This is a genomic window from Microbispora bryophytorum (genome assembly GCF_006874465.1).
Taxonomy (GTDB): Bacteria; Actinomycetota; Actinomycetes; order Streptosporangiales; family Streptosporangiaceae; genus Microbispora; species Microbispora bryophytorum.
The window spans coordinates 1-20,172 of the sequence record NZ_VIRL01000021.1 but is presented as its reverse complement, the minus strand read 5'-3'; the positions used below and the strand labels follow the sequence as shown (position 1 = coordinate 20,172).

The window sequence follows — 20,172 nt, the reverse complement described above, 5'->3', positions numbered from 1 at the left end:
ATATCGGACTCTGGGGGCAAAAGTTCCCGCCAGCGCGCTGTGCTACGGTCCCCGCAGGTATTCCCGGTGAATCGTGAAATGTCGGCAACGGTGGCGAGGAGTGGGTGGGGGATGAGTGGGGCTGTCCGGTGGGGGGTCCTCGGCACGGCCGGCATCGCCGCGCGGGCGTTCCTGCCCGCGTTGCGCGAGGCCGGCGGGGGTACGGCCGCCGTGGTCGCCGGCCGCGACCTGTCCCGCGCCGAGGAGTACGCCGCGCGGAACGGCGTCACCCAGGCCGTGCGCGGTTACGAGGCCGTCATCGAGGACCCGTCGATCGACGCGGTCTACATCCCGCTGCCGAACGCCCTGCACGCGCAGTGGACGATCGCCGCCCTGGAAGCGGGCAAGGCGGTCCTGTGCGAGAAACCGCTGTGCCTCACCGCCGCGGAGGCCGGAAACGTCATCGAGGTGGCGCGCCGGTCGGTCCGGCCGCTCTGGGAGGCGTTCGTCTTCCCGTTCCACCCGCAGACGGCCCGGCTGCGCGGCCTGCTCGCCGGAGGCGCGATCGGCGAACTGCGGGAGATCTGGTCGTCCTTCCACTTCACCATGGAGGGCACCGAGGACATCCGGCTTGAGGCGGCCCTCGGCGGCGGCGCGCTCTACGACGTGGGCTGCTATCCCGTACGGCTCGCGCACCTGCTGTTCGGCGGCGACGCCGTCGCCGGCCACGCCGTTGCGGTCAAGGGCGAGGCGGGGGTGGATATCGAGACCGCCGGCGTCCTGGAGTTCGACTCCGGCCGCCTGATGATGAGCTGCGGCTTCGCCCTGCCGTTCACGACGTACACCCGCCTGGTCGGCACCGGCGGGGAGATCCGGCTGACCAACCCGTTCCACCCCGAGCCGCACGACGGGCTCGAAGTGTGGCGTGACGGACGCCTGATCGACCGGCACGAGCCGGGCGAGGGCACCGCGTTCTCCTGGGGCATCCGCCACATCCACGAGGTGCTGCGCGGGGAGGCCGAGCCCCGGCACACGGCGGCCGACGACTCCCTCGGCACCGCCCGGTCCCTCGACATGCTGCGCTGACCCGCGCCGCGCTCCGGCCGCCTGCCGGGGCGCGGTGAGCTCCGCGGAGCGTGCGCGGGAAGCGGTTTCGCACCCGAGCTCGGCCGTGGCCGCGATCACCCGCCGATCATGTCGGCCACTCCGGGAGGCGACCACCCGTGGTATGCATGGCCGATGACGATCCCCCGGCCGTACGACGCGGTGCTGTGCGACTTCGACGATGTCATCCGCTTCCACGACCAGACGGAGCTCAACGAGCTGGAACGGGCGATGGGCCTGGCCGAGGGCACCACGACGAAGGTCGTCTTCGCGCCCGAGGTGGACCGGCCGGCGCTGCTGGGGCAGATCACCGTCGAGCAGTGGACGGAGGCGGCCGAGGCCGCCCTGGCCCTCCAGGTGCCGCGGGAGCAGGCCCGCGCGCTGGTCACGGCGTTCGTCAAGGCGCCCGTCCGGGTTGACGACGACGTGCTCGACCTGCTGCGCCGGGCCCAGGAGCACGTGCCCGTCGTGCTGGTGACCAACGCGACGCTGGACCTGGAGGACGACCTCGCCTGGCTGGGCCTGACCCACTTCGCCGACGAGGTGGTCAGCAGCGCGCGGGTGGGAGTGGGCAAGCCCGACCCCCGCATCTACGAGATCGCCGCCGAGCGCGCGGGTGTGCCACTCGGGCGGTGCCTGTTCGTCGACGACCGGGAGGAGAACGTGGAGGCGGCCAGGGCGCTCGGCCTGACGGCCGTCCTGTTCACCGACGTCTCCGACCTGGAGGCGGCACTCGCGCCGCTGCTGGGCTGACCCCTCAGCCAAGCCTTTCCGGCGCTTGCGCCTCGGTCCGTACGACGCCGGCGATGACCGAGGTCACCATCTTGTGGACGGCGTCGGCCTGCGGCGGTCCGCCGTCCCTGTCCGCGAACAGCAGGTGTGAGGCCCCCAGCAGTGTGGGGGCGAGCGTGTCGACGTCGGCGTCCGCCGCGATGCGGCCGAGGTCGCGCTCGGCGGTGAGATAGGCGGCGAGCATGGCCGCGGCCTCCGTGAGGAGCGGGAGGCCGGGGCCCGGCCTGGCCTGGCGCAGCCGGGCGCGCAGCGCGTCGCGGGAGATGATCAGGCCGACGACCGCCACCGCGACCGACCCGAACAGGTCCGTCAGCACGGTGGTGAGGTTGCCGGCGACGGTGCCGCTTCCGGCGGAGGCGCGCAGGGCGGCGGCCTGACCGTCGATCCTGGCGATGCCGTCGAGCACGAGCTCGGCGAGGAAGGCGTCGAAGTCGGCGAAGTGCCGGTGCAGCACGCCCTTGGCGCAGCCCGCCTCGGTGGTGACCGCCCGGCTGGTCAGCGCGCTCGGCCCGTCCCTGAGCAGGACCCGCTCTGCGGCGGAGAACAACTGCTCCCGCACGTCGCGGAGGGCAACCCCCGTCGGCACCGTTCCATCCCCTCCTGTCCGTCCGCCGACTTTATCCGAATTGACGAGTGGGCACTTGCCCACTCATAGTGGGCGCATGCCCACTTCAGTCTCCGAGAACGAACCACACAAGGCCAGGGGAATGGCGGAGTCGTTCGGCGTGGACGCCGAGCGGTACGACCGGACCAGGCCGCCCTATCCCGACGCGATGGTGGAGCGCATCGTGACCGCCTGCCCCGGGCCGGACGTCCTCGACGTCGGCTGCGGCACCGGCATCGCCGCCCGGCAGTTCCGGGCGGCAGGCTGCACGGTGCTCGGCGTCGAACCCGACGCGCGGATGGCGGACTTCGCGCGCCGTGCCGGATTCGAGGTCGAGGTGGCGACCTTCGAAGCCTGGGACCCCGCCGGCCGCACGTTCGACGCGGTCGTCGCCGGAACGGCCTGGCATTGGATCGACCCGGTCGCCGGAGCGGCGAAGGCGGCCGGGGCGCTGCGTCCCGGTGGCCGGCTGGCGCTGTTCTGGCACGTGTTCGAGCCCCCGGCCGCGGTGGCGGAGGCCCTCGCCGCGGTCTACCGGCGGGTCGTGCCCGACTCGCCGATCAGCTTCCAGCCGGCGACGTCGTCCGTGGATCCCTATCAGGGGCTGTTCGCCAAGGTCGCCGGCGGGATCAGGGACGCGGGCGCGTTCGGCGACCCCGAGGAGTGGCGCTACGACTGGCAGCGCTTCTACACCCGCGACGAGTGGCTGGACCAGCTGCCCACGTCCGGCGCCCTGACCTGGCTTCCGCCGGACAAACTCGCCGAGGTGCTGGCGGACGTCGGGGCCGCCATCGACCGGATGGGAGGGGGCTTCACGATGACCTATGCCACGGTGGTGGTCACCGCGGCGCGCGCCTGACCGCCACGACCGCGGCGCAGCGCCTGACCGCCACGACCGCGGCCCGCGCCCTCGGCACCGGCGCGTGCAGGCTCGCCGTACGCGCTCTCGCGTGGCCGGACGGCGGTCAGAAGGCGTAGCGGACCCGGCAGTACGGGATCTGCTCGGCGATCAGGTCGGTGAGCGCGGTGACGTAGCGGCCCTTGTGGCCGGTCTTGTAGCGGACGTTCCAGCCGCCCGTCTGCGAGCGTTTCGGCTGCTGGAGGTCGGGACGCCACAGCACCTCCTCGGCCTTGGGATGCCAGCCGAGGTTGACCTCGTGCAGCCGGTCGTTGTGCGTGAGGAAGATGACCTCGGCGGCGAGCTGGGCGCGGGCCGCGGGGCTCAGCGCGTCGTCGAGCTGCCCGAGCAGCTCCGCCCAGTCCTCCAGCCAGCCGTCGCGGACGACCACCGGGCTGAAGTTGACGTGCACCTCGTATCCCGCCTCGACGAAGTCGCCGATGGCCGCGATCCGGTCGGCGACAGGCGAGGTGCGGATGTCCAGCAGCTTGGCGTCGGCGGCCGGCATCAGGCTGAAGCGTACGCGCGTACGGCCCTGCGGGTCCCAGCCGAGCAGATCGCGGTTGACGTACTTGGTGGCGAAGCTCGCCTTTGCGTTCGGCAGGCCGCGGAAGAGGCCGACCAGGTCGCGTACGTTGTCGGAGACGGTCGCGTCCACCGAGCAGTCGGAGTTCTCACCGATGTCGTAGACCCAGGCGTGCGGGTCCACCTGGTCGGGCACGGGCTTGACCCCCTGCCGCCCGGCGTGCCTGGCGAGATAACCCGTGATCTTGTCTATGTTGGCGAACACCGTGATCGGGTTGCTGTAGCCCTTGCGGCGCGGCACGTAGCAGTAGGCGCAGGCCATCGCGCAGCCGTTGGCGGTCGAGGGCGCGATGAAGTCGCTCGACCGGCCGTTCGGCCGCGCGGTGAGCGACTTCTTGACGCCGAGGACCAGCGCCTCGGTCTTGATTCTGACCCAGCGGGCCACGTTCGCCTCGTCCCCGTACAGCTCGGGAATGCGGTGGTGGGCCTCGATCTCGATTCGCTCGGCCCCGGGGAACCGATCGAGGATCTCCCTGCCGCGCGGCAGCTCGGCCGCGGCGGGCTCGACGTAGATGCGGCGGATGTCCAGCAGTCTCCGGCCTTCGTTCACCTAGGTATAACACCTCGATGAAGGCGTGACTTCCCAGGTCAGAGGGCATGCAGGTGCTGGTCGGCCGGGCACGCGTACGCCGTCCTGGAGGCCAGGGTCCAGGTCCGCACGACGGCTGCGCAGCGGCGGCAGCGCGCACGTTTGTAGACCCATCGCTCGTCCGGCGCGTCCGGGTCGCTGACCACCTGTCCGGCGTCCCGGCCCAGCGCGAGGTAGCGCACCGCCGCGTCCCACAGCCGCCCGGCGGCCTCGGCGCCGATGTCGCGGGCGCCGGGGTCGAGACCGGTGAGGAAGAGCAGTTCCGCCCGCCAGGCGTTGCCGACCCCCGACCACACGCTCTGGTCGAGCACGGCCGCGCCGACCGCGGTGCGGGCGGCGAGCAGGCGTCGCACGGCTTCGGCCCTGTCGGTGTCGTTTCGCAGGGGGTCGGGGCCGGTCGCGGCCCGCAGCGCCGCCAGTGCCTGCTCGTCCATCGGCTCGCAGCGGGCGGGCGCGATCAGGTCGAACGCCGCCTCGCCGGTCGCCAGCCGCAGCCGGGTGCCCCTGCGTGGTTCGGCCGCCGGGTCGTCGTACCGCAGGAAGAGGCCCTGCATGCCGAGGTGCACGTGGATGGGCGTTGCGTCCTCCACCCGGTAGAGCAGGTGCTTGCCGAGTGCCTCCACGCCCTCGACGACCCTGCCGTCGTACGGCCGCGCGTCGAACCTGCCCTGCGGGCTCGTGGCCCTGACCACGCGCCCGGCGAGCGCCTCGTGCTGCTCGTCCGCGTAGCGATGGACCAGATGCCCCTCCGGCATGCCCTCGTCCTACCCGCGCCGTGTGGAGTCACCACCGGAGCCGGGCCGTTTTCCGGTGCTGTCGGTATCCGTACGGATACCCTCCGCTGAATGGTCGTGGATGAGGAGGTCCGATGCGCACCTGGTTCGAGCCGCATGAGGCCGAGGAGTTCGAGGCGGCCAAGGACCTGCTGGTCCGCCGCTGCCTCGTCTGGGCGGCGGAGCGCGGCATGGCCGCCGAGCCGCCGGTGCTGGGGGCGGCCCTGGACTTCCGCCACCACAGCGTGGACGGCCGGCTGGCCTACTGGGACGAGGCGCAGGTCCGGAGGTTTCTGCTGGAGTGGATCCCGCGCCACGCCACCGCTCGCCGGAAGCCGCCGGGCACCGCGCCTAACATGGCGGCGGGCACAGCGTCTAACGCCGTGCCGAACACCGCACCGGACAGCCTGCTGACGCTGCTGCGGTACATCGCCGCGAAGGGGCTGCGCGACCCGCGTGGCGCCACCCTGGCCGAGCTGGAACAGGCGGTGAAGGACGTCGCCGCGTCCGCTCCGGCGGCACTCGACAGGGCGGCACTCGACAGGGCGGAACTCGACAGGGTGGCCGAGGCGCAGTTCGCCCGTCCGCACCTCGACGGGCAGCGGGCCTTCCCGCAGCCCCCGCTGACCCTGCCGCCGGCAGGCGAACTCGCCGAGGCGGCGGCGCGCAGCGACGTCGTACGGCGGCTCGCGACCCTCGCCGACTGGGTGGGCACCGAGGGGAAGCCGCTCACCGAGGCCGGTCACCTTCGTCTTGCCGATGCCCGGCAACTGGCCGAACTACTCGGCACCGGTGAGCGGGATCCGGAGGCGCGCGGCGCCGAGGACCTGCCCGATGTCGGTCTCCTGCTCGCATGGGCGAAGCACGCCCGGATCGTCCGCGCGTCCAAGGGCCGGCTGCTCCGCGTCGCCAAGGCCGCGCCGCTCCTGCACGATCCCGAGAAACTGTGGTCGCGGGCGTTCGAGGCGTACTTCGAGCTGGGCCGCGATATACCGTCGTCGTCGTCGCTGCTGTGGTCGGTCTTCGACGAGCTGATGCCCGACGTGCTCTACAGCATGTACGGCATGGCGAGCCCGATGCCGACGGCCCGGCTGGAGGAGACGGTCTGGCTGGTCTACCAGGACCACGTGCCGTCCGGCCGCGTGCCGGAGGAGACCTGGCGCGACCGGCTCGCGCGGGAGCTGACGCGGGCGTTCGAGGTGCTGGCCGAGCTCGGCGCTGTGGAGCTGAGCCACGGCGTGGCCGACGCGCTTTACTCCAGCGACCTCGTTGGCGACCTCGCCGGCGAGCTCCCAGACGACGATCCCACCGCCGGCGCCGCGCCCACGCTGCCCGCCGAGGCGCGGGCCCGGCTGCTGCGGCGTCTCGCCGAGCCGGGCCTCCTCGTACGGCTGACGCCACTCGGCGCGAGGGCGGCGCGCGAGCGGATGCTGGCCGAGGGCCGGGACGCCCCGCTGATCGGCGAGCTCGCGGACGCCTCGGCGGCCGAGCTGCTGGGAGTGCTCGTGGAGCACTACCCGACGGACGCCGCCGCACGGGAGCTGGACGGCTGGCTCGCGGCGCACGGAGGCGACCCGGGGCCGCTGCTGGACGCGGTCCGCGCCTGTTCCTTCCGCACCCGGGCGGCCGCCATGCTCTCCCTCCTGACCAGGATCCATCCGGGCCTGCGGTTGATGCTGCCCGGCCTGCGTACGGATCCGGTGCTGGGCCCCATCGTCCTGATGGAGCTCGCCGACGGCGGGGATCCGGGCCACGGCCATCTCGGCGCCGACGAGAACCTGCTGGTGACGACGGAGGGCGTGCTCGGCCTGCTGGAGCTGGCCGGCCCGGAGAAGGTGCTGGAGCAGTTGCGCGCCATGGCGGGGCCGAGCGCGCTCGCCCTCGTCGAGGCGATGGCCGCCTCCGGCCACCCCGCACAGGAGAGCATGGAGGAGCTGCGCAGGCTGGTCCTCGACACCATGCGCGCGCGGTCCCATCCGCTCAGGTTCGTGCCCGGCCCGCGCCCCGGCGCCCGGGGCCGCACCGGCGGACGGAGGCGCAGGCGGTGAAGCGTCACGGCGTGCTTGGATGAGGTCATGGATCTTGACCGGGCACACGCGTTCGCCGAGACCTGGGTGGCCGAGTGGAACGCCCACGACCTCGACCGCATCATGCGGCACTACGCCGACCACGTGGTGTTCCGTTCCCCGATCGCGGCGCGGCTCGTCGAGGGATCGAACGGCACGATCCGCGGCAAGGACGCCCTGCGGGCCTACTGGGCCGAGGGGCTGCGGCGCAACCCCGATCTGCGGTTCGAGGTCGTCGGCGTCTACGCGGGCGTCGACTGTGTCGTCGTCAACTTCCGGAGGCAGACGGGGGCGCTCGCCAACGAGGTGCTGGTCTTCGAGGACGACCTGATCGTCTCCGGGTGGGGCACGCACGGCCCTGAATGAGTCCGTTTCCTGCGATACTTCGGCGGTGTCCGAGCGGGATCCGCTGCCCGAGGTGAGTGCGCGCCGCGTATGGCCGTGGCTGGTCCTGGCGGTGCTCGCCGCGGCGGCGCCCATGGGTCTCCCGATCGGGGGGCCGGGCGGCTTCCTCGGTTACCAGCCGCTCCTCTCCTTCCTGGGGCTCTTCATCGGGGTCGCCGCGCGCCGGTTCTTCGGCCTGGACATCATGATCGCGTGGTGGCTGACGATGCTCGTCCTGGTGGCGGCCGTCTTCCACCGGCATCTGCGGAAGGCGAGGTGGGGTGTCGTGGCGCTGCTCGGCGTCTTAGTGGTCGTCAACCTGGTGGTCGCGATCGACGAGTTCCCGCGTTCGGTGATCGTGGCGGACATCAGCGCGGGCAGCCAGCCCGACTACTCGTCTCCCGGGAGACTCCTGCCCGCCCTGCTCACGACCATCGCGTACGGCGTCGCCGCCGTGGCGTTCGCGCTCGGGTCGAGGAGCCCGGGAAGGCGGACCGGCAACGGAAGCACCAGTAAGATGCCACGGTCCAGATAGACGGAGATCCACCCTGGAAGGGCTGCACGTGGCGCAGAAGGTGATACTGGTTGACGACCTCGACCATTCCGAGGGCGACGATGTGGCGAGACGGGAGTTCCCGCTGCTGAACCGGACCTTCTCCATCGACCTGTCCGACGCGAACCAGCAGCGGCTGAGCGAGGCTCTCGCGTTCATCGACGAAGTGCTGGAGAACGCCCGCGAGGTGAAGCAGGCGTCGCGGGCCAAGAAGGCCGCGGACGCCTCCCCGCGGCTGCGCGGCTACACCCAGACGGACGTGCGCGAATGGGCCCGCGAGCAGGGGCTGGACGTGCCCGCGCGCGGGAAGATGTCCGACGAGGTCGTCGAGCAGTTCATCGCGGCGCACCCCGATGCCAGCCCCGATGCCGGCCCCGACGCCGCCGCCGAGGACTCCACCGGTGAGTCCGCCGCCGACCACGCAGAGGCATCCGCGGGGGCGGCCGCCCCGCGCGTGGAGGCGGCCGTCCCCGCCTGAGCCGTCACCCGGAGCGGGCGGCTGTCTCTGAGCGGACGTCTCTGAGCGGATATCTCTGAACGCTGCCTTTGAGCGCTGCCTCTGACGCCGGCGTTCCGGAGCGGACGCTCCGGAGCCGGCACTTTCGGTCCGGATCGGGTGTCGCCCGGCCCGGCCGCTGTGACAGGCAGCCGGGCCGGGCGACCGCTCACGCGCCGCTGCCCTCACCTGCGCCGCAGCCGAGGAGTGGCGCGCAGGAACCTTCGTGCTGCCGGTTTCGACCACCGTCCACAGGCAACTCCAGCCTTGGGACGCTCTTGGGCCCTGAATCTCGGCCTGTCCAAGTTTTCCGTAAGCGGGCTTTCCTAGCGTCTCCGCCGACGCCCGATCAGGGCGATCTGCAATCGGGGCACAGCGAAGGAAACACTCATGCGGCTCGGATACACGGTCCCCCAGTACGGCGCGTTCGCCGACCCGGAGTTCATCCGGCAGGCGAGCACGGATCTCGAATCCATGGGCTACGACAGCCTGTGGGCGGGCGACCGCATCCTGCTGCCGCTCACGCCCAGCGATCCGTACCCCGGAGGGGACGGAACGGTCCCCCCGGCCTTCGGGACCTTCTTCGACCCGCTCACCGCACTGACGCTGGCCGCCGTCAGCACGCGCGAGATCCGGCTGGGGACCAGCACGCTCAACGCGCTGTGGCAGCCGCCCGTCCTGCTCGCCCGCACGCTGACCTCGCTCGACCTGCTCAGTCACGGACGGCTGGATGTCGGCATCGGTCTCGGCTGGCTTCGTGACGAGTACACCGCGACCGGGGTGCCGTGGCGGGGGAGGGGCGACCGGCTGGAGGAGACGCTCGACGTGATGGAGGCCGCCTGGACCGGTGACGTGGTCGAGCACAAGGGCGCGCTGTGGACGGTGCCGCCGTCGCACATCGACCTGAAGCCCTGCCAGCGGCCGCGCCCTCCGATCCTGCTCGCCGGTTACACGCCTCCGGCGCTGGAGCGAGTCGGCCGGCGGGCCGACGGCTGGCTGAGCGCGGCCATGCCGATGGCCTACCTGACCTCCCTGTGGGACCTGGCGCTGGAGGCCGCGTCCCGCGCGGGCCGGGACCCGTCCGCTCTGCGCATGGTGGTGCGGGTCAATCCGGAGATCACCGACTCGCCGGCGCCCGCCGACCAGGTGCCGCACGCGGGAACCGTACGGCAGGTCGCCGACTATCTGCTGACCCTCGCCGCGGCCGGGGCCCACGAGGCGTTCGTCGACCTGCAGACGGCGAGCTCTTCGCGTGAGCAGTTCCTCGACGTCGCGCACGCGCTCGTCACCATGCTGCGGGCGGGCTGAGAGCGCGCTTCGCGCAACGCTGAGCGGCAGTCCGGTGGCTGTTTGTAAGAAAGGGGTTACATTTCCTGACAGCGCCGCGCACAATAGGGGGCGATCTTTCGTGGTCCGGCGTCGGCCGGATCAGCCAGCCCGTCGAACAGGCTCTTCCTCATGTCCGCCCCCGTGCCCTCACCAGGAGAAAGTCCGGATCGATCTTCAGGAGAAAATCCGGATATACGCGGAAAAAGCCGAAACAAACAGGAGGAGCACTCCAACAGCCGATCCGGATTGGTCACCACGGCACTGACCGCGGCGGTCACCTCCGTGGCGACGCTGGTGGTGACAGCGGTGGCGACGCCCTTCTCCAACAGGCTGCAGAGTCTCATCGAGCAGGCGCCGGTCACTCCGCTCATCACCGTTCCCGTGTCCGTCGGGGCGCTCGTGAGCATCTGCTGCTACCCGTTGTGGCGGGGCAAGGTCAGGACGTCCGGCCGATGGGCGGCGGCCGTCGCCGCAGTGGTCCTGTGGCCTTTACGCCGGATCCAGTGGCCCCAGGGACTTCGCAGCTGGGCGGGCCGGATGCTGGTGCCCCTCGCGGTCGGCTACATCGCCGCGTGCCTGGGGGCGTTCACCGGCCTGGTGGGGTTGGTGGTCTTCAGGGTGGTCGCCCCGCCCGGCGCGTGCGAGCCCCCGCGAGAGTTGCGTGTCATCACCGCTCTCGAGAACGTGACGGCGCTGCGGGAAAGGGCCGAGGCTTATACGAAGGAGCAGCGGACAGACGGCTGCGCACCGGTTCGGATAGCGGTCGGCGTCGCGCCGACGATCGAGGAAATGCGCTACGGCTTCCGTAATGAGTGGCTCCGGGACGACGCGCTGCAAAACGACGAGCCCTATCGCCGGATGCTCGGCCTGACGCCCGACGCATGGATTCCCACCGGTTCCGCCGAGTTCGACCTCGTCGTTCAGGATGTGTCGGAGAAGGGCGGTGAGAAGACGGGAAACGGGGGCGTGCCGGAGAAGGCGGGCAGCCTGAATTCCCTCCTGCGCAAGAGGAACGAACAGGTGGGGACGGACCACATGTCGATCGCGGTGTTCGGCGCGGCGAAGAACGATCTCCTCACCAGCGAGCTGGAGAGCGCGGGTTACCCGCTTGCCGGGATCGTGGAGCGGGCCCGGAGCAAGGACATGTCGCTCGTCTACCCGCAGCCCGCGTTCTCCACGTCCGGCGCGATCGTGGCCACGACCCTGAGCCGGGCCGAGCCTCGGTCCGGCGACACCGCACTGCGTGCGACCTTCGACAACAGCGCCAACGCCTTGCTGTGCCATCTGAGAGGCGCCGGCCAGGAGGCGGCGGACGGGGAGGGAGCGGATGAAAGCCGGGCTGACGAGGACTGGACTGATGAGGACTGGGCGAGGCTGGTGGCGTTGGTTCCGTCGCACAGCGCCGATGAGTACAACCGCGGCAGCGACATGGGCATCGAGGGGTGCGCGCACAATCCACTCGCGGGAAGAGCGGCGCTGACCGCGGTCTCCTCCGTGGACCTGCCCACGCTCGACTATCCGTTCGTGGAGATCGACTGGTCGGAGGATCCGGCCCGCCGGGAGGCGCTGGACGCCTTCGCCACGTGGCTCGCGCACAACAAGCTGTTCGAGCCCGCCGGGGAGGGACCACAGCCGTCGTCGCCGGCCCGGATATCCGCGGACGCCGCCAGGCCGGGTCACCGGGTGGATCTCCAGATGATGATCGACGGATCGGGATCCATGGCACGGTCTCCCACCGCGTCCGCCTCCGCTCTGCACGACGCCCTGGCCGAGGTCAGGCAGATCCTCACCGACACCGACCAGGTCTCGGCGGGCAAGTTCTTCGCCGACGACCGCGGGAGCGCGAAGGCGCCCATGGCGCGGGAGGGCGACGCGGGCGGTGGACAAGGCCCGAGGGGGTACGGCGAGATCCTTCAATGGATCGCGGACGACACGCAGTCGGGATTCGACGAGCCGATCTCGACACTGATCGGCGGATTGAGCCGCCCGGCGAACTCGCTCGCCGTCATCACCGACGGGGGCCCCTTCAACGACGAACCCGACCATGGGGACGCCGGGCGGTCCATCAGGCGCGCTCTGGAAGCGGCCGCGGACGTATCGAACCTCTACATCCTCACCTTCGGGGGAAAGTGCCCGGACGGTCTTGAGACCCCACGTGCGGTGCGGCCATCGGTGTCCGCGTCGCCGTCCGGCGAGCCGCCCGGGTCCTCGGAGCCGGTCGCCAAGCACGTCGTGTGCGACGACGCGGCCGGTACGGATGTCGCGGGAGCGCTCGGACGGATGATCTTCCAGTTCAGGGAGTGGTCGTGATGGCGGGGGGATCCCTCGGAGCGTTCTGGAACCGCTGGTACGAACGCTTCACGAGGTTCCACCTCAGGCTCGCCGCGGCCTGCTTCCTGGCGGGTGCGGTGTTCGTGATCGCGGTGAGCCAGCACTCCGGGGCGTCGTCCTCGCCCGACGCCTGCCCCGGTCGCCCGGACGACCTCGTCATAGGGACAGGGGCGGAGATCGGCGCCGGCGGCGTACGCCACGACGTGATCAAGGAGTGGAACGACGAGCAGCGCAAACTGAAGAAGAAGCCGCTGAAGGCGACGCTGGTCGAGATCTCCGAGTCCTCCGACGAGCAGCGTTCCGAACTGGCCGCCGCGGCGCAGTCGAAGCGATGCGCCTATGACGTGCTCCTCCTGGACGTCGCCTACATCACGGAGTTCGCCAGGACCAACTATCTGGAGAAGTTCGAGCTGGACCCCGAGAAGCTGGGCGGCATCCCGGAGCGCTACTTCCTGCGGCAGTCCCTGGGGACCGGGCAGGTCGATGGAGAGCGGTTCGCGGTGCCGTTCGCCGCCGACGCTCCGCTCCTGTACCGGCGAACCGACGTACCGGCTCCGCCGCCGCAGGACACGAAGAGGTTCCTCGAACTGGCCAAGGAGCACGGCTACGCGGCGCAGTTCGACGACTACGAGGGCGGCACCGTCAACCTGCTCGAAGCGATCCTCTCGGCCCAGAGCCAGAAGGCCGAGGACCAGAAGGCCCAAGACGGCCCCGTGGTCGTCGACGACGGGGGAGACGTCGTCCTCGACGAGGACGGCAACGGCAAGAAGGTGATGGACGCCCTCGGTGCCTGGCGCGATGCCCTGTTCACGGTCAAGGACGGCACGCGCACGCTGCGGGACGAGAGCGTGTTACGGGAGGAGAGCAGCCTCCAGGCCTTCCGCACGGGCCGCGTGGGCTACATGCGCAACTGGCCGTTCGCCTTCAACCGGCTGGCCGCCGACCCGCTGATGCGCGACGACGACGGGACCCTGAGGTTCCAGGTGCTCTCGTTCCCGGGGACCGGGGTGCTGGGAGGCGTCGACCTCGCCATCGCCAAGGACTCGCCGCACAAGGAGGAGGCCAGGGATCTCATCTACTACCTGGTCTCGGAGGACGTCCAGGAGAGATTGTTCGCCTGCGCCGGCTATCCGCCGGTGGTCGCGGCCCTGTATGAGCGGTACGAGAGGTCGGGGACCGCGCGAACGTGCGGAGAGCTCGCGTCCGAGGGCGCGGACGGCGCGGCCCGCCCGGCCGAGCGGGACACCGAGATCACGGGCGGGCAACTCGCGAGGTTCGCCCGCGAGGTGCACCAGGCGGTGGACCACGCGAGGCCGCGTCCCATGTCCGCCTACTACGCCACGTTCAGTCAGGTCTTCCGATCATGTTTGCTTCCCGTGGCGACGACCACGTCCGGCGCGGCTCCCGACTTCCGCCACTTCTCCGACGCGCTCAGGGACGCTCTCGACGGCAGGCTGCGGTCGGACGACCCCTGCCGCCCACCCGCGCAGGCAGGCTAGAAATCGGACATTTCGGGATAAAGGCGACATAAGTGCGCAGCGAGGGCTGTTGTTGTGACAATGGTCATTAAACAGCGTAGATCGCCGTTTATCGCCCGTTCTGTCGGGAAACAATGACGTCGCGGGGCAATGACCACTTAACGGTCATTAAGCGCCATTCCCCATTATTGAGGAATGGTGCACATATTAGGCAGTTGATCCTTTAGAGGGGGACGAAATGCCCAAGCTCAAGAAGGTCATCGCCGGACTCGCACTTTCCACCGCGCTCGGCGGTGGTGCCCTCGCCCTGGGCGCCACAGCCGCGAGCGCGTCGACCGTCCCAACCGGCTGGGGTTGTACCAACCCGTGTAGCACGGGGATCGACAACGGGTTCAACAACACCTTCGAAAACACCGGCCTCCAGAACGGGTGCTTCGGCAACGGGGGCTTCGGGAACGGGTGCTTCCAGAACGACTGCTCCCGGAACAGCTGCTCCAGCTCGGACCTCGACGACATCCTCTGGGATGTCTGCGTCGCGGGCCACTGCTCCAACATGCTCCCCGGGATGGTTGACGAATAGAAAGCCGGTCAGACGGCCTGCGGAACGAACCGCGTGCTTCGGGGCGAACGGCTGTAAGGCCCGGGTGACTGCCTCATGAGCACCGTGGCGTCGGCTGATGTGAGAGATGCTCCGAAGGGCGAGGGTTCGCACATGAACGCGCCGATGAGCACTATCGAGCTCGGAAGCGTTCATTCCGCAGAACAGGGACAAGGGCTCCGGCGACTCAACCGCCGGAGCCCAGGCTTCTCCCCGAACACGGCGCCGATCGCGGCCGGGCGCCTCCCGAGTTAGACGCCGGGATTCGGGCCCGGATCACCGTACGGAGCCGAGCACCGCCCACCGGCCGGACCGCAGCCTGGCCAGCACGGTGACCATTCGAATCAGCAGGAAGGCCGACAGCCCCGACCAGATCCCCACCAGCCCCCAGCCGAACCGCAGCGAGGCCCACACCACCGGCAGGAACCCCAGCACCGCCCCGCTCGCCGTCGCGGTGCGCAGGTATGCCGCGTCCCCGGCGCCGAGCAGCACTCCGTCCAACGTGAACACGACACCGCCGATCGGCTGCAGGACGACGAAGAACCACCATGCGCCGGGCATCTCAGCCAGCACCGTCGCGTCGGTGGTGAACACGTGGGGGAGGGAACCGGCCAACGCCGCGAACACCACGCCGAGCAGGCTCCCGAAGACCAGCCCGCAGCCGGTCACCTGCCAGGCCAGGCGGCGTGCCCGTTCCGCGTCGTTCGCGCCGAGCGCGGCCCCGACCAGCGCCTGGGCGGCGATGGCCAGCGCGTCGAGGACGAAGGCCAGGAACATCCACAGCTGGAACACCACCTGGTGGGCGCCGGCCGCCGCGGCGGAGGTGTGGGCGGCGACCGCGGTCGCCGACACCCAGCACGCCTGGAAGGCCAGGCCGAGCAGCACCAGGTCGCGCGCCAGGCCGAGCTGGGCGCGCATCGCGGCCGGAACCGGAGCGAGCGGCACGCCCTCGGCCCGCAGCGCCCGCACGAACAGGCTCGCGGAGATCAACTGTCCGGCCACGTTGGCGACCGCCGAGCCGTCGATCCCCCAGCCGAGTCCGTACACCAGAGCCGGGCACAGCGCGGTGGAGATCACGTTGCCCGCGAGCACGTAGCGCAGCGGGCGCCGCATGTCCTGCACGCCGCGCATCCAGCCGTTCCCGGCCATGGTGACCAGGATCAGCGGAGCGCCGAGCAGGGCGATCCTGAGCCAGCTCACCGCGGCGCCGGCGACCCGGCCGTCACCGGTGAGCAGACCGGCGACCGGCGCGGCGAGCAGCTGTCCCGCCACGGTGATCACCAGCCCGGCGACCGCGGCGAGCCAGGTCGCCTGCACCCCCTCGGCCACGGCATCGGCACGGCGGCCGGCGCCGTGCAGCCGGGCCGCGCGGGCGGTCGTGCCGAAGGACAGGAACGTCATCTGCGAGGCGATCTGTGCCAGCACGATCCCGCCGGCCGACAGCCCCGCGAGCGGCACCGCGCCGAGATGGCCGACCACGGCCGTGTTGACGAGCAGGTAGAGCGGCTCGGCGGCCAGGACCCCGAGCGCGGGCACGGCGAGCGCGAGTATCTGACGCAGCGGGGCCCGGCCCACGTGCTCACCCACGTGCTCACCCATGCGTTCCTCCAGGAAGGCCGACCGGCCGGACGTCGCGGTGAGCCGTGTCGCTCGCCGCGGCACCGGGCGCGGAGAAACGCAATCATCTTGCTATTGCGACTTATTCGCAACAAGCTTCTCGCGGTCGCGGTCGCGGTCGCGGTCGCGGCCAGCGGGCGGGGCCGACCTGCATGCCTTCATGGCGCCGGCCCCCGCCGGGGAGGCGAGGGCCGGTCTCACGGTAGGTCAGGACGTGGGATTCGGGGTCGGCGTGTCCGTGGGCGTGGGCTCGGTGGGAGTCGCGGTCTCGGTGGGAGTCGCGGTCTCCGTGGGCGGCGTGGCCGGGTCCGGTGTCGGGGCCGGCGGTTCCGTGGGGACGACCGTCGGCGTCGGACAGGGCTCAGGGGCGCGCCAGGCGGGCTTCCCCGAGTGCCACTTCAGCGAGTACGGAGAGTTCTTGCTGAGGTACCACAGCCGCTTGCTCGGCCGCGAGAGGTCGAAGACGTAGGCGGCCGCCGCCGTCTCCCCCTGAGGGGCGGCGGGCGTCGTCTCCTCGGTCTGCGGGGGAGTGGAGCTCGCCTGGCCAGGGGGAGCGGCGGGAAGCGGCGCGGTCTCACTCGGAAGCGGCGCCGGGGCGCTTTCCGCAGGTGTCGGCGTGCCCTCGGAGGGAGCCGGCGCGCCCTGCGAGAGCGACGGCGTGGGCTCGGGAGCCGTGGGTGTGGTTTCTGGAGTCGTAGGTGTGGTTTCGGGAGCTGTCGGCGTGGTTTCGGGGGCCGTCGGCGTCGTCGGCGGCGGTGGCGGGGCGGACGGAACCGGAGCCGGGCTCGGCGGGGTGGGGGCCGGCGTGCCGGGCTGGGCGGCCGCGATCACCGAGATCCAGGCGTCCTGCCGGATCTCGCCGCCCCGGCGGGCGGTGAGCACCCGTGTGGAGTCACCGATCGCGTACGACCGCTCGAAGCCGTCCTGGCTGCGTACAGTGATCGAGTCATCGGCCGCGGCGACGACCTGCCCGGTCTGGGTGAACACCGTGACGGTGCCGCATCCGTCCTTGGCCGGCACGATCACCTCGCCGTGCAGCGCGCCGAGGAACGGGCCCACCAGGGGCACCTCGGGGGTCGGCGTCGCCGTGGGGGTGTCGGTGGCGGTCTCCGCCGGGGTGGCCGTCGGCGTGATCGTCACGGTGGCCGTCACGACAGGATCCGACGTCTCGGCCGGTGGGGTGACGGGGGTGGCGGCGGATGCCGCCGTCGCTCCGGCGCCGACGGACGCCGTCAGCGCGAACGCGGTCGCGAGGATCATGGGTTGGGAGATGCGCCGGCTCGGCCCGCCCGGTCCGGACGACCGTCCTTTCTCCAGGCGGTGGGGGTTGGTCGGCTTCACCGTTCCTCCGTATCGATCGATTCGATGGTCTCCGCCGAACGGGGCGGCGGCGGTCGTACCGGAGCGCTCTGCCCCGATACCCGACTGAAGTGATCGGTCAATTTGTTGCCAAACTGTGTCACTTCCGAGGGATTGTGGAGACCTTTCCCATATCCACCGAGTCCATGCGGGCGAATTTGCGGTGCTGAGGCGGCTCGTGTGGTTTCGGCAGGTCGCAGGGGATGAACCGATTTGAGATTCGGACGTCATCTGGGACGGTCACGCGACAGGTGGCACGACCGACGCGTGCGTGCTGTCGCTTCGCGCCGGCTGCCCGCACCATGCCCGCAACCATGCCCGCACCATGGCCGCATGACGGCGCATGACGAGTTGCCGGCTGTGGGTGAAGGTGTTCTTCGGGCCGGGCGGGGTGTGGTTTCCCGCACCCCCGAACGGCCGCATGCCTCATGGCGGCTCGGCACCGCGAGAAGGCAGCATGGGTACGTGCGAGTGGAGGATGACGGCATGGGCGGAGCCGCTGCCGCCGGTGACGGGCCGGCCGCGATCGAGGTGGGGCCGCCGTGCGCGTGATGCTGGCCGAGGACTCGGCCCTGTTGCGCGAGGGCCTGGTGCGGCTGCTCAAGGAGGAAGGCCACGACGTCCTGGCCGCGGTGGGCGACGCCGACGCGCTTCTGGAGGCGGTGGACGGCGACAGCCCCGACGCGGTCGTGGTCGACGTACGGATGCCGCCCACCCACACCGACGAGGGCCTGCGCGCCGCGCTGGAGCTCCGGCGGCGCCGGCCGGAGGTCAAGGTGCTGGTGCTGTCGCAGTACGTCGAGAAGAAGTACGCCACCGAGCTGATGAGCGGCAGCATCGACGGGGTCGGCTACCTGCTCAAGGACCGCGTGGCCCAGGTCGGCGACTTCCTGGACGCGCTGGAGCGGGTGGGCGCGGGCGGGACGGCGTTCGACCCGGAGGTGGTGCGTCAGTTGCTCGCGCGCACCAGCCACGCCGACCCGCTGGCCCGGCTCACCGCCCGCGAGCGCCAGGTTCTGGAGCTCATGGCCCAGGGCCTGACCAACGCCTCGATCGCCCAATCCCTGCACGTGTCGCAGAGCGCGGTGGAAAAGCACGTCAACGCCCTGTTCGACAAGCTCGCGCTGTCGCACACGACCGGCTACAGCCGCCGCGTCCTGGCCGTCCTGCGCTACCTCGGCTCCTGAGCCGCCACGGCACGCCGGCCACGGTTCGCCGCTCGGCGTCGGCGCGGTGGGCTCGCCCGGGAAAGCGGGATGGCTCGTCCGGGAAAGCGGGATGGCCGAAAGCCTGGCGAAGGGGCGGCCGGCGTCGGCGTGCGCTCAGTTGAAACTTTCATCACAAGCGTCGCGCACGCGCTGTCTGCCGGGCCGGGAAGGCCAGGTGAGTGGCGTTCCGGGCGCGCGACGCACACCCGGGTCTCGATCTTCCTCTTGACGCGACCCGGTGATTCCTAGTTTGCTCCGCCATTACCACCGGAATCGATACCCGCGGCCACGACACCCCGCGCCGCGGACATGTGTGAGCGCTAACACGCCTCGGCCCCGGGAAGGAGGGTCTCCATGATCGGAGACGGCCCGCAGTCGCGTGCCACCACCCCAGAGGCGTCCGGGCGTGGCCGGCATCGGGAGGGGGCGCTTTCCTGACGGGCCTCGCCCGGTCGTATTCGCTCCGTTGCGCCACCACCTCCAGGCAGTCGAGGGAGAGGAGCCCCGGATTTGCCAGCATGTTAGCGCTAACAGCTTCGAGCTCGCGGCCCCCCGTGATCCAGCCGACGATCCGCGCAACCACGCTGCCGCCTTCGTGGACGGCGTGATGCGCACCGGTGGCCGGCTGCCCCTGCCGGCCCTCTCAGACCACTGCGGTTATCCCCCGGTGTGGCCGCGTCGCCACGCCTTCACCCCCCCAAGGAGAACGAAACAATGGATTCACCCCCCATTCGTGTGACGAGCGGCCGGCGTCGCTCGCCGGTCAGTGCCGGCGTGCGCTTCTTGACGGTCCTGGCCACGGCGCTGGCGACGGTGCTGGCGGTCGCCGTGGTGTGGGCGATGCCGGCGTCGGCGGCGGCGGCGCCGCTGGTCAGCGCGCAGTCGGGCCGATGCCTGGACGTGACGGGCAACACCGACGCGCTGGGCACCGGCCTGCAGATCTATGACTGCAACGGCCAGGCGAACCAGGCCTTCGAGTTCACCTCCTCCGGTGATCTGCGGACGTTCAACGGCACTCGGTGCGTCGACGCCTACGGTCAGGGCACCACGAACGGCACCCAGGTAGTCATCTGGTCCTGCAACGGGCAGAACAACCAGAAGTGGCGCCTGAACAGTGACGGCACGATCACGGGCGTGCAGTCGGGTCTGTGCCTGGACGTGAGCAACTACGGCACGGCCAACGGGAGCGTCGTCCAGCTGTGGGCCTGCCACGGCCAGACCAACCAGAAGTGGACCACCTCCGGCGGAGGCGGCCCGACCGCGACGCCGTCCCCGTCGACGCCGACCGGCACGTGTAACCTTCCGTCGTCGTACCGCTGGAGCTCGACCGGCGCGCTGGCGAGCCCGAAGTCGGGCTGGGCCTCGCTCAAGGACTTCACCAACGTCGTCTACAACGGCAAGCACCTCGTCTACGCGACGACGCACGACA

Annotated in this window: 18 protein-coding genes; 13 read left to right on the top strand and 5 right to left on the bottom strand. The window is 70.9% G+C overall.

Annotated features, from left to right (window positions below; genetic code table 11):
- Positions 1-111: 111 nt before the first annotated feature.
- Together FLX07_RS29335 and FLX07_RS29330 are read left to right on the top strand one after the other, a co-directional pair.
- Positions 112-1,065 carry a Gfo/Idh/MocA family protein gene (locus FLX07_RS29335; RefSeq protein ID WP_167748434.1) on the top strand — a complete coding sequence of 318 codons (954 nt, stop codon included), beginning with the start codon at positions 112-114 and terminating at the stop codon, positions 1,063-1,065.
- Positions 1,066-1,218: 153 nt separating this feature from the next.
- On the top strand, positions 1,219-1,836 hold the full coding sequence (locus tag FLX07_RS29330; protein WP_142574933.1) for an HAD family hydrolase: 618 nt from the start codon (positions 1,219-1,221) through the stop codon (positions 1,834-1,836).
- Positions 1,837-1,840: 4 nt separating this feature from the next.
- Here FLX07_RS29330 and FLX07_RS29325 read toward each other — a convergent pair whose 3' ends face one another.
- Complete coding sequence (locus FLX07_RS29325) at positions 1,841-2,461, bottom strand: TetR/AcrR family transcriptional regulator (RefSeq protein ID WP_142574932.1); 621 nt, start codon at positions 2,459-2,461, stop codon at positions 1,841-1,843.
- Between the two features lie 76 nt (positions 2,462-2,537).
- Here FLX07_RS29325 and FLX07_RS29320 point away from each other — a divergent pair, with 76 nt between their 5' ends.
- Positions 2,538-3,338 carry a class I SAM-dependent methyltransferase gene (locus tag FLX07_RS29320; RefSeq protein WP_142574931.1) on the top strand — a complete coding sequence of 267 codons (801 nt, stop codon included), beginning with the start codon at positions 2,538-2,540 and terminating at the stop codon, positions 3,336-3,338.
- A 106-nt stretch (positions 3,339-3,444) separates the two neighbouring features.
- Here the strand turns inward: FLX07_RS29320 and FLX07_RS29315 are convergent, their stop codons facing one another.
- Both FLX07_RS29315 and FLX07_RS29310 read right to left on the bottom strand, forming a co-directional pair.
- Complete coding sequence (locus FLX07_RS29315; protein WP_142574930.1) at positions 3,445-4,512, bottom strand: spore photoproduct lyase family protein; 1,068 nt, start codon at positions 4,510-4,512, stop codon at positions 3,445-3,447.
- Positions 4,513-4,550: 38 nt separating this feature from the next.
- Positions 4,551-5,306 carry a DNA-formamidopyrimidine glycosylase family protein gene (locus FLX07_RS29310; protein WP_142574929.1) on the bottom strand — a complete coding sequence of 252 codons (756 nt, stop codon included), beginning with the start codon at positions 5,304-5,306 and terminating at the stop codon, positions 4,551-4,553.
- Positions 5,307-5,419: 113 nt separating this feature from the next.
- Between FLX07_RS29310 and FLX07_RS29305 the strand changes: the two genes are divergently transcribed.
- From FLX07_RS29305 to FLX07_RS29270, 8 genes are all read left to right on the top strand, one after another.
- Positions 5,420-7,372 (top strand): hypothetical protein, encoded by a 1,953-nt coding sequence (locus tag FLX07_RS29305; protein ID WP_142574928.1) that lies wholly within the window; start codon positions 5,420-5,422, stop codon positions 7,370-7,372.
- Positions 7,373-7,399: 27 nt separating this feature from the next.
- Complete coding sequence (locus FLX07_RS29300) at positions 7,400-7,756, top strand: nuclear transport factor 2 family protein (RefSeq protein ID WP_142574927.1); 357 nt, start codon at positions 7,400-7,402, stop codon at positions 7,754-7,756.
- A gap of 25 nt (positions 7,757-7,781) precedes the next feature.
- Positions 7,782-8,309 (top strand): hypothetical protein, encoded by a 528-nt coding sequence (locus FLX07_RS29295; RefSeq protein ID WP_142574926.1) that lies wholly within the window; start codon positions 7,782-7,784, stop codon positions 8,307-8,309.
- Positions 8,310-8,349: 40 nt separating this feature from the next.
- Positions 8,350-8,805: an Lsr2 dimerization domain-containing protein gene (locus tag FLX07_RS29290; protein ID WP_229689937.1), complete on the top strand. Its 456-nt coding sequence runs from the start codon at positions 8,350-8,352 to the stop codon at positions 8,803-8,805.
- A 408-nt stretch (positions 8,806-9,213) separates the two neighbouring features.
- Positions 9,214-10,131: a TIGR03619 family F420-dependent LLM class oxidoreductase gene (locus FLX07_RS29285; RefSeq protein WP_142574924.1), complete on the top strand. Its 918-nt coding sequence runs from the start codon at positions 9,214-9,216 to the stop codon at positions 10,129-10,131.
- Positions 10,132-10,398: 267 nt separating this feature from the next.
- Entirely contained in the window at positions 10,399-12,462 is a 2,064-nt protein-coding gene (locus tag FLX07_RS29280) for a hypothetical protein (RefSeq protein WP_142574923.1), read from the top strand.
- A complete protein-coding gene (locus tag FLX07_RS29275) occupies positions 12,462-13,982 on the top strand; it encodes an extracellular solute-binding protein (RefSeq protein ID WP_142574922.1) in 1,521 nt (506 codons plus the stop codon). Before FLX07_RS29280 ends, FLX07_RS29275 begins: the two co-directional genes overlap by 1 nt.
- Positions 13,983-14,199: 217 nt before the next feature.
- Complete coding sequence (locus tag FLX07_RS29270) at positions 14,200-14,541, top strand: hypothetical protein (RefSeq protein WP_142574921.1); 342 nt, start codon at positions 14,200-14,202, stop codon at positions 14,539-14,541.
- A 294-nt stretch (positions 14,542-14,835) separates the two neighbouring features.
- On the opposite strand, the gene FLX07_RS29265 is transcribed toward FLX07_RS29270, so the two are convergent.
- Together FLX07_RS29265 and FLX07_RS36720 are read right to left on the bottom strand one after the other, a co-directional pair.
- Positions 14,836-16,158: an MATE family efflux transporter gene (locus FLX07_RS29265; protein WP_142574920.1), complete on the bottom strand. Its 1,323-nt coding sequence runs from the start codon at positions 16,156-16,158 to the stop codon at positions 14,836-14,838.
- Positions 16,159-16,383: 225 nt separating this feature from the next.
- Entirely contained in the window at positions 16,384-17,517 is a 1,134-nt protein-coding gene (locus FLX07_RS36720) for a hypothetical protein (protein ID WP_167748433.1), read from the bottom strand.
- 560 nt (positions 17,518-18,077) lie between these two features.
- Here FLX07_RS36720 and FLX07_RS29250 point away from each other — a divergent pair.
- Together FLX07_RS29250 and FLX07_RS29245 are read left to right on the top strand one after the other, a co-directional pair.
- Complete coding sequence (locus FLX07_RS29250; protein WP_142574917.1) at positions 18,078-18,722, top strand: response regulator transcription factor; 645 nt, start codon at positions 18,078-18,080, stop codon at positions 18,720-18,722.
- 795 nt (positions 18,723-19,517) lie between these two features.
- The coding region (locus tag FLX07_RS29245; protein WP_244311172.1) for an RICIN domain-containing protein at positions 19,518-20,172 on the top strand (655 nt) is incomplete at its 3' end.

What these genes read in the sequence shown, in the direction of transcription:
- FLX07_RS29275 (WP_142574922.1), top strand. Translation starts at nt 12,462, where the DNA reads ATGGCGGGGGGATCCCTCGGAGCGTTCTGGAACCGCTGGTACGAACGC.
- FLX07_RS29330 (WP_142574933.1), top strand. Translation starts at nt 1,219, where the DNA reads ATGACGATCCCCCGGCCGTACGACGCGGTGCTGTGCGACTTCGACGAT.
- FLX07_RS29300 (WP_142574927.1), top strand. Translation starts at nt 7,400, where the DNA reads ATGGATCTTGACCGGGCACACGCGTTCGCCGAGACCTGGGTGGCCGAG.
- FLX07_RS29270 (WP_142574921.1), top strand. Translation starts at nt 14,200, where the DNA reads ATGCCCAAGCTCAAGAAGGTCATCGCCGGACTCGCACTTTCCACCGCG.
- FLX07_RS29320 (WP_142574931.1), top strand. Translation starts at nt 2,538, where the DNA reads ATGCCCACTTCAGTCTCCGAGAACGAACCACACAAGGCCAGGGGAATG.
- FLX07_RS29285 (WP_142574924.1), top strand. Translation starts at nt 9,214, where the DNA reads ATGCGGCTCGGATACACGGTCCCCCAGTACGGCGCGTTCGCCGACCCG.
- FLX07_RS29265 (WP_142574920.1), bottom strand. Translation starts at nt 16,158, where the DNA reads ATGGGTGAGCACGTGGGTGAGCACGTGGGCCGGGCCCCGCTGCGTCAG.
- FLX07_RS29335 (WP_167748434.1), top strand. Translation starts at nt 112, where the DNA reads ATGAGTGGGGCTGTCCGGTGGGGGGTCCTCGGCACGGCCGGCATCGCC.
- FLX07_RS29310 (WP_142574929.1), bottom strand. Translation starts at nt 5,306, where the DNA reads ATGCCGGAGGGGCATCTGGTCCATCGCTACGCGGACGAGCAGCACGAG.
- FLX07_RS29305 (WP_142574928.1), top strand. Translation starts at nt 5,420, where the DNA reads ATGCGCACCTGGTTCGAGCCGCATGAGGCCGAGGAGTTCGAGGCGGCC.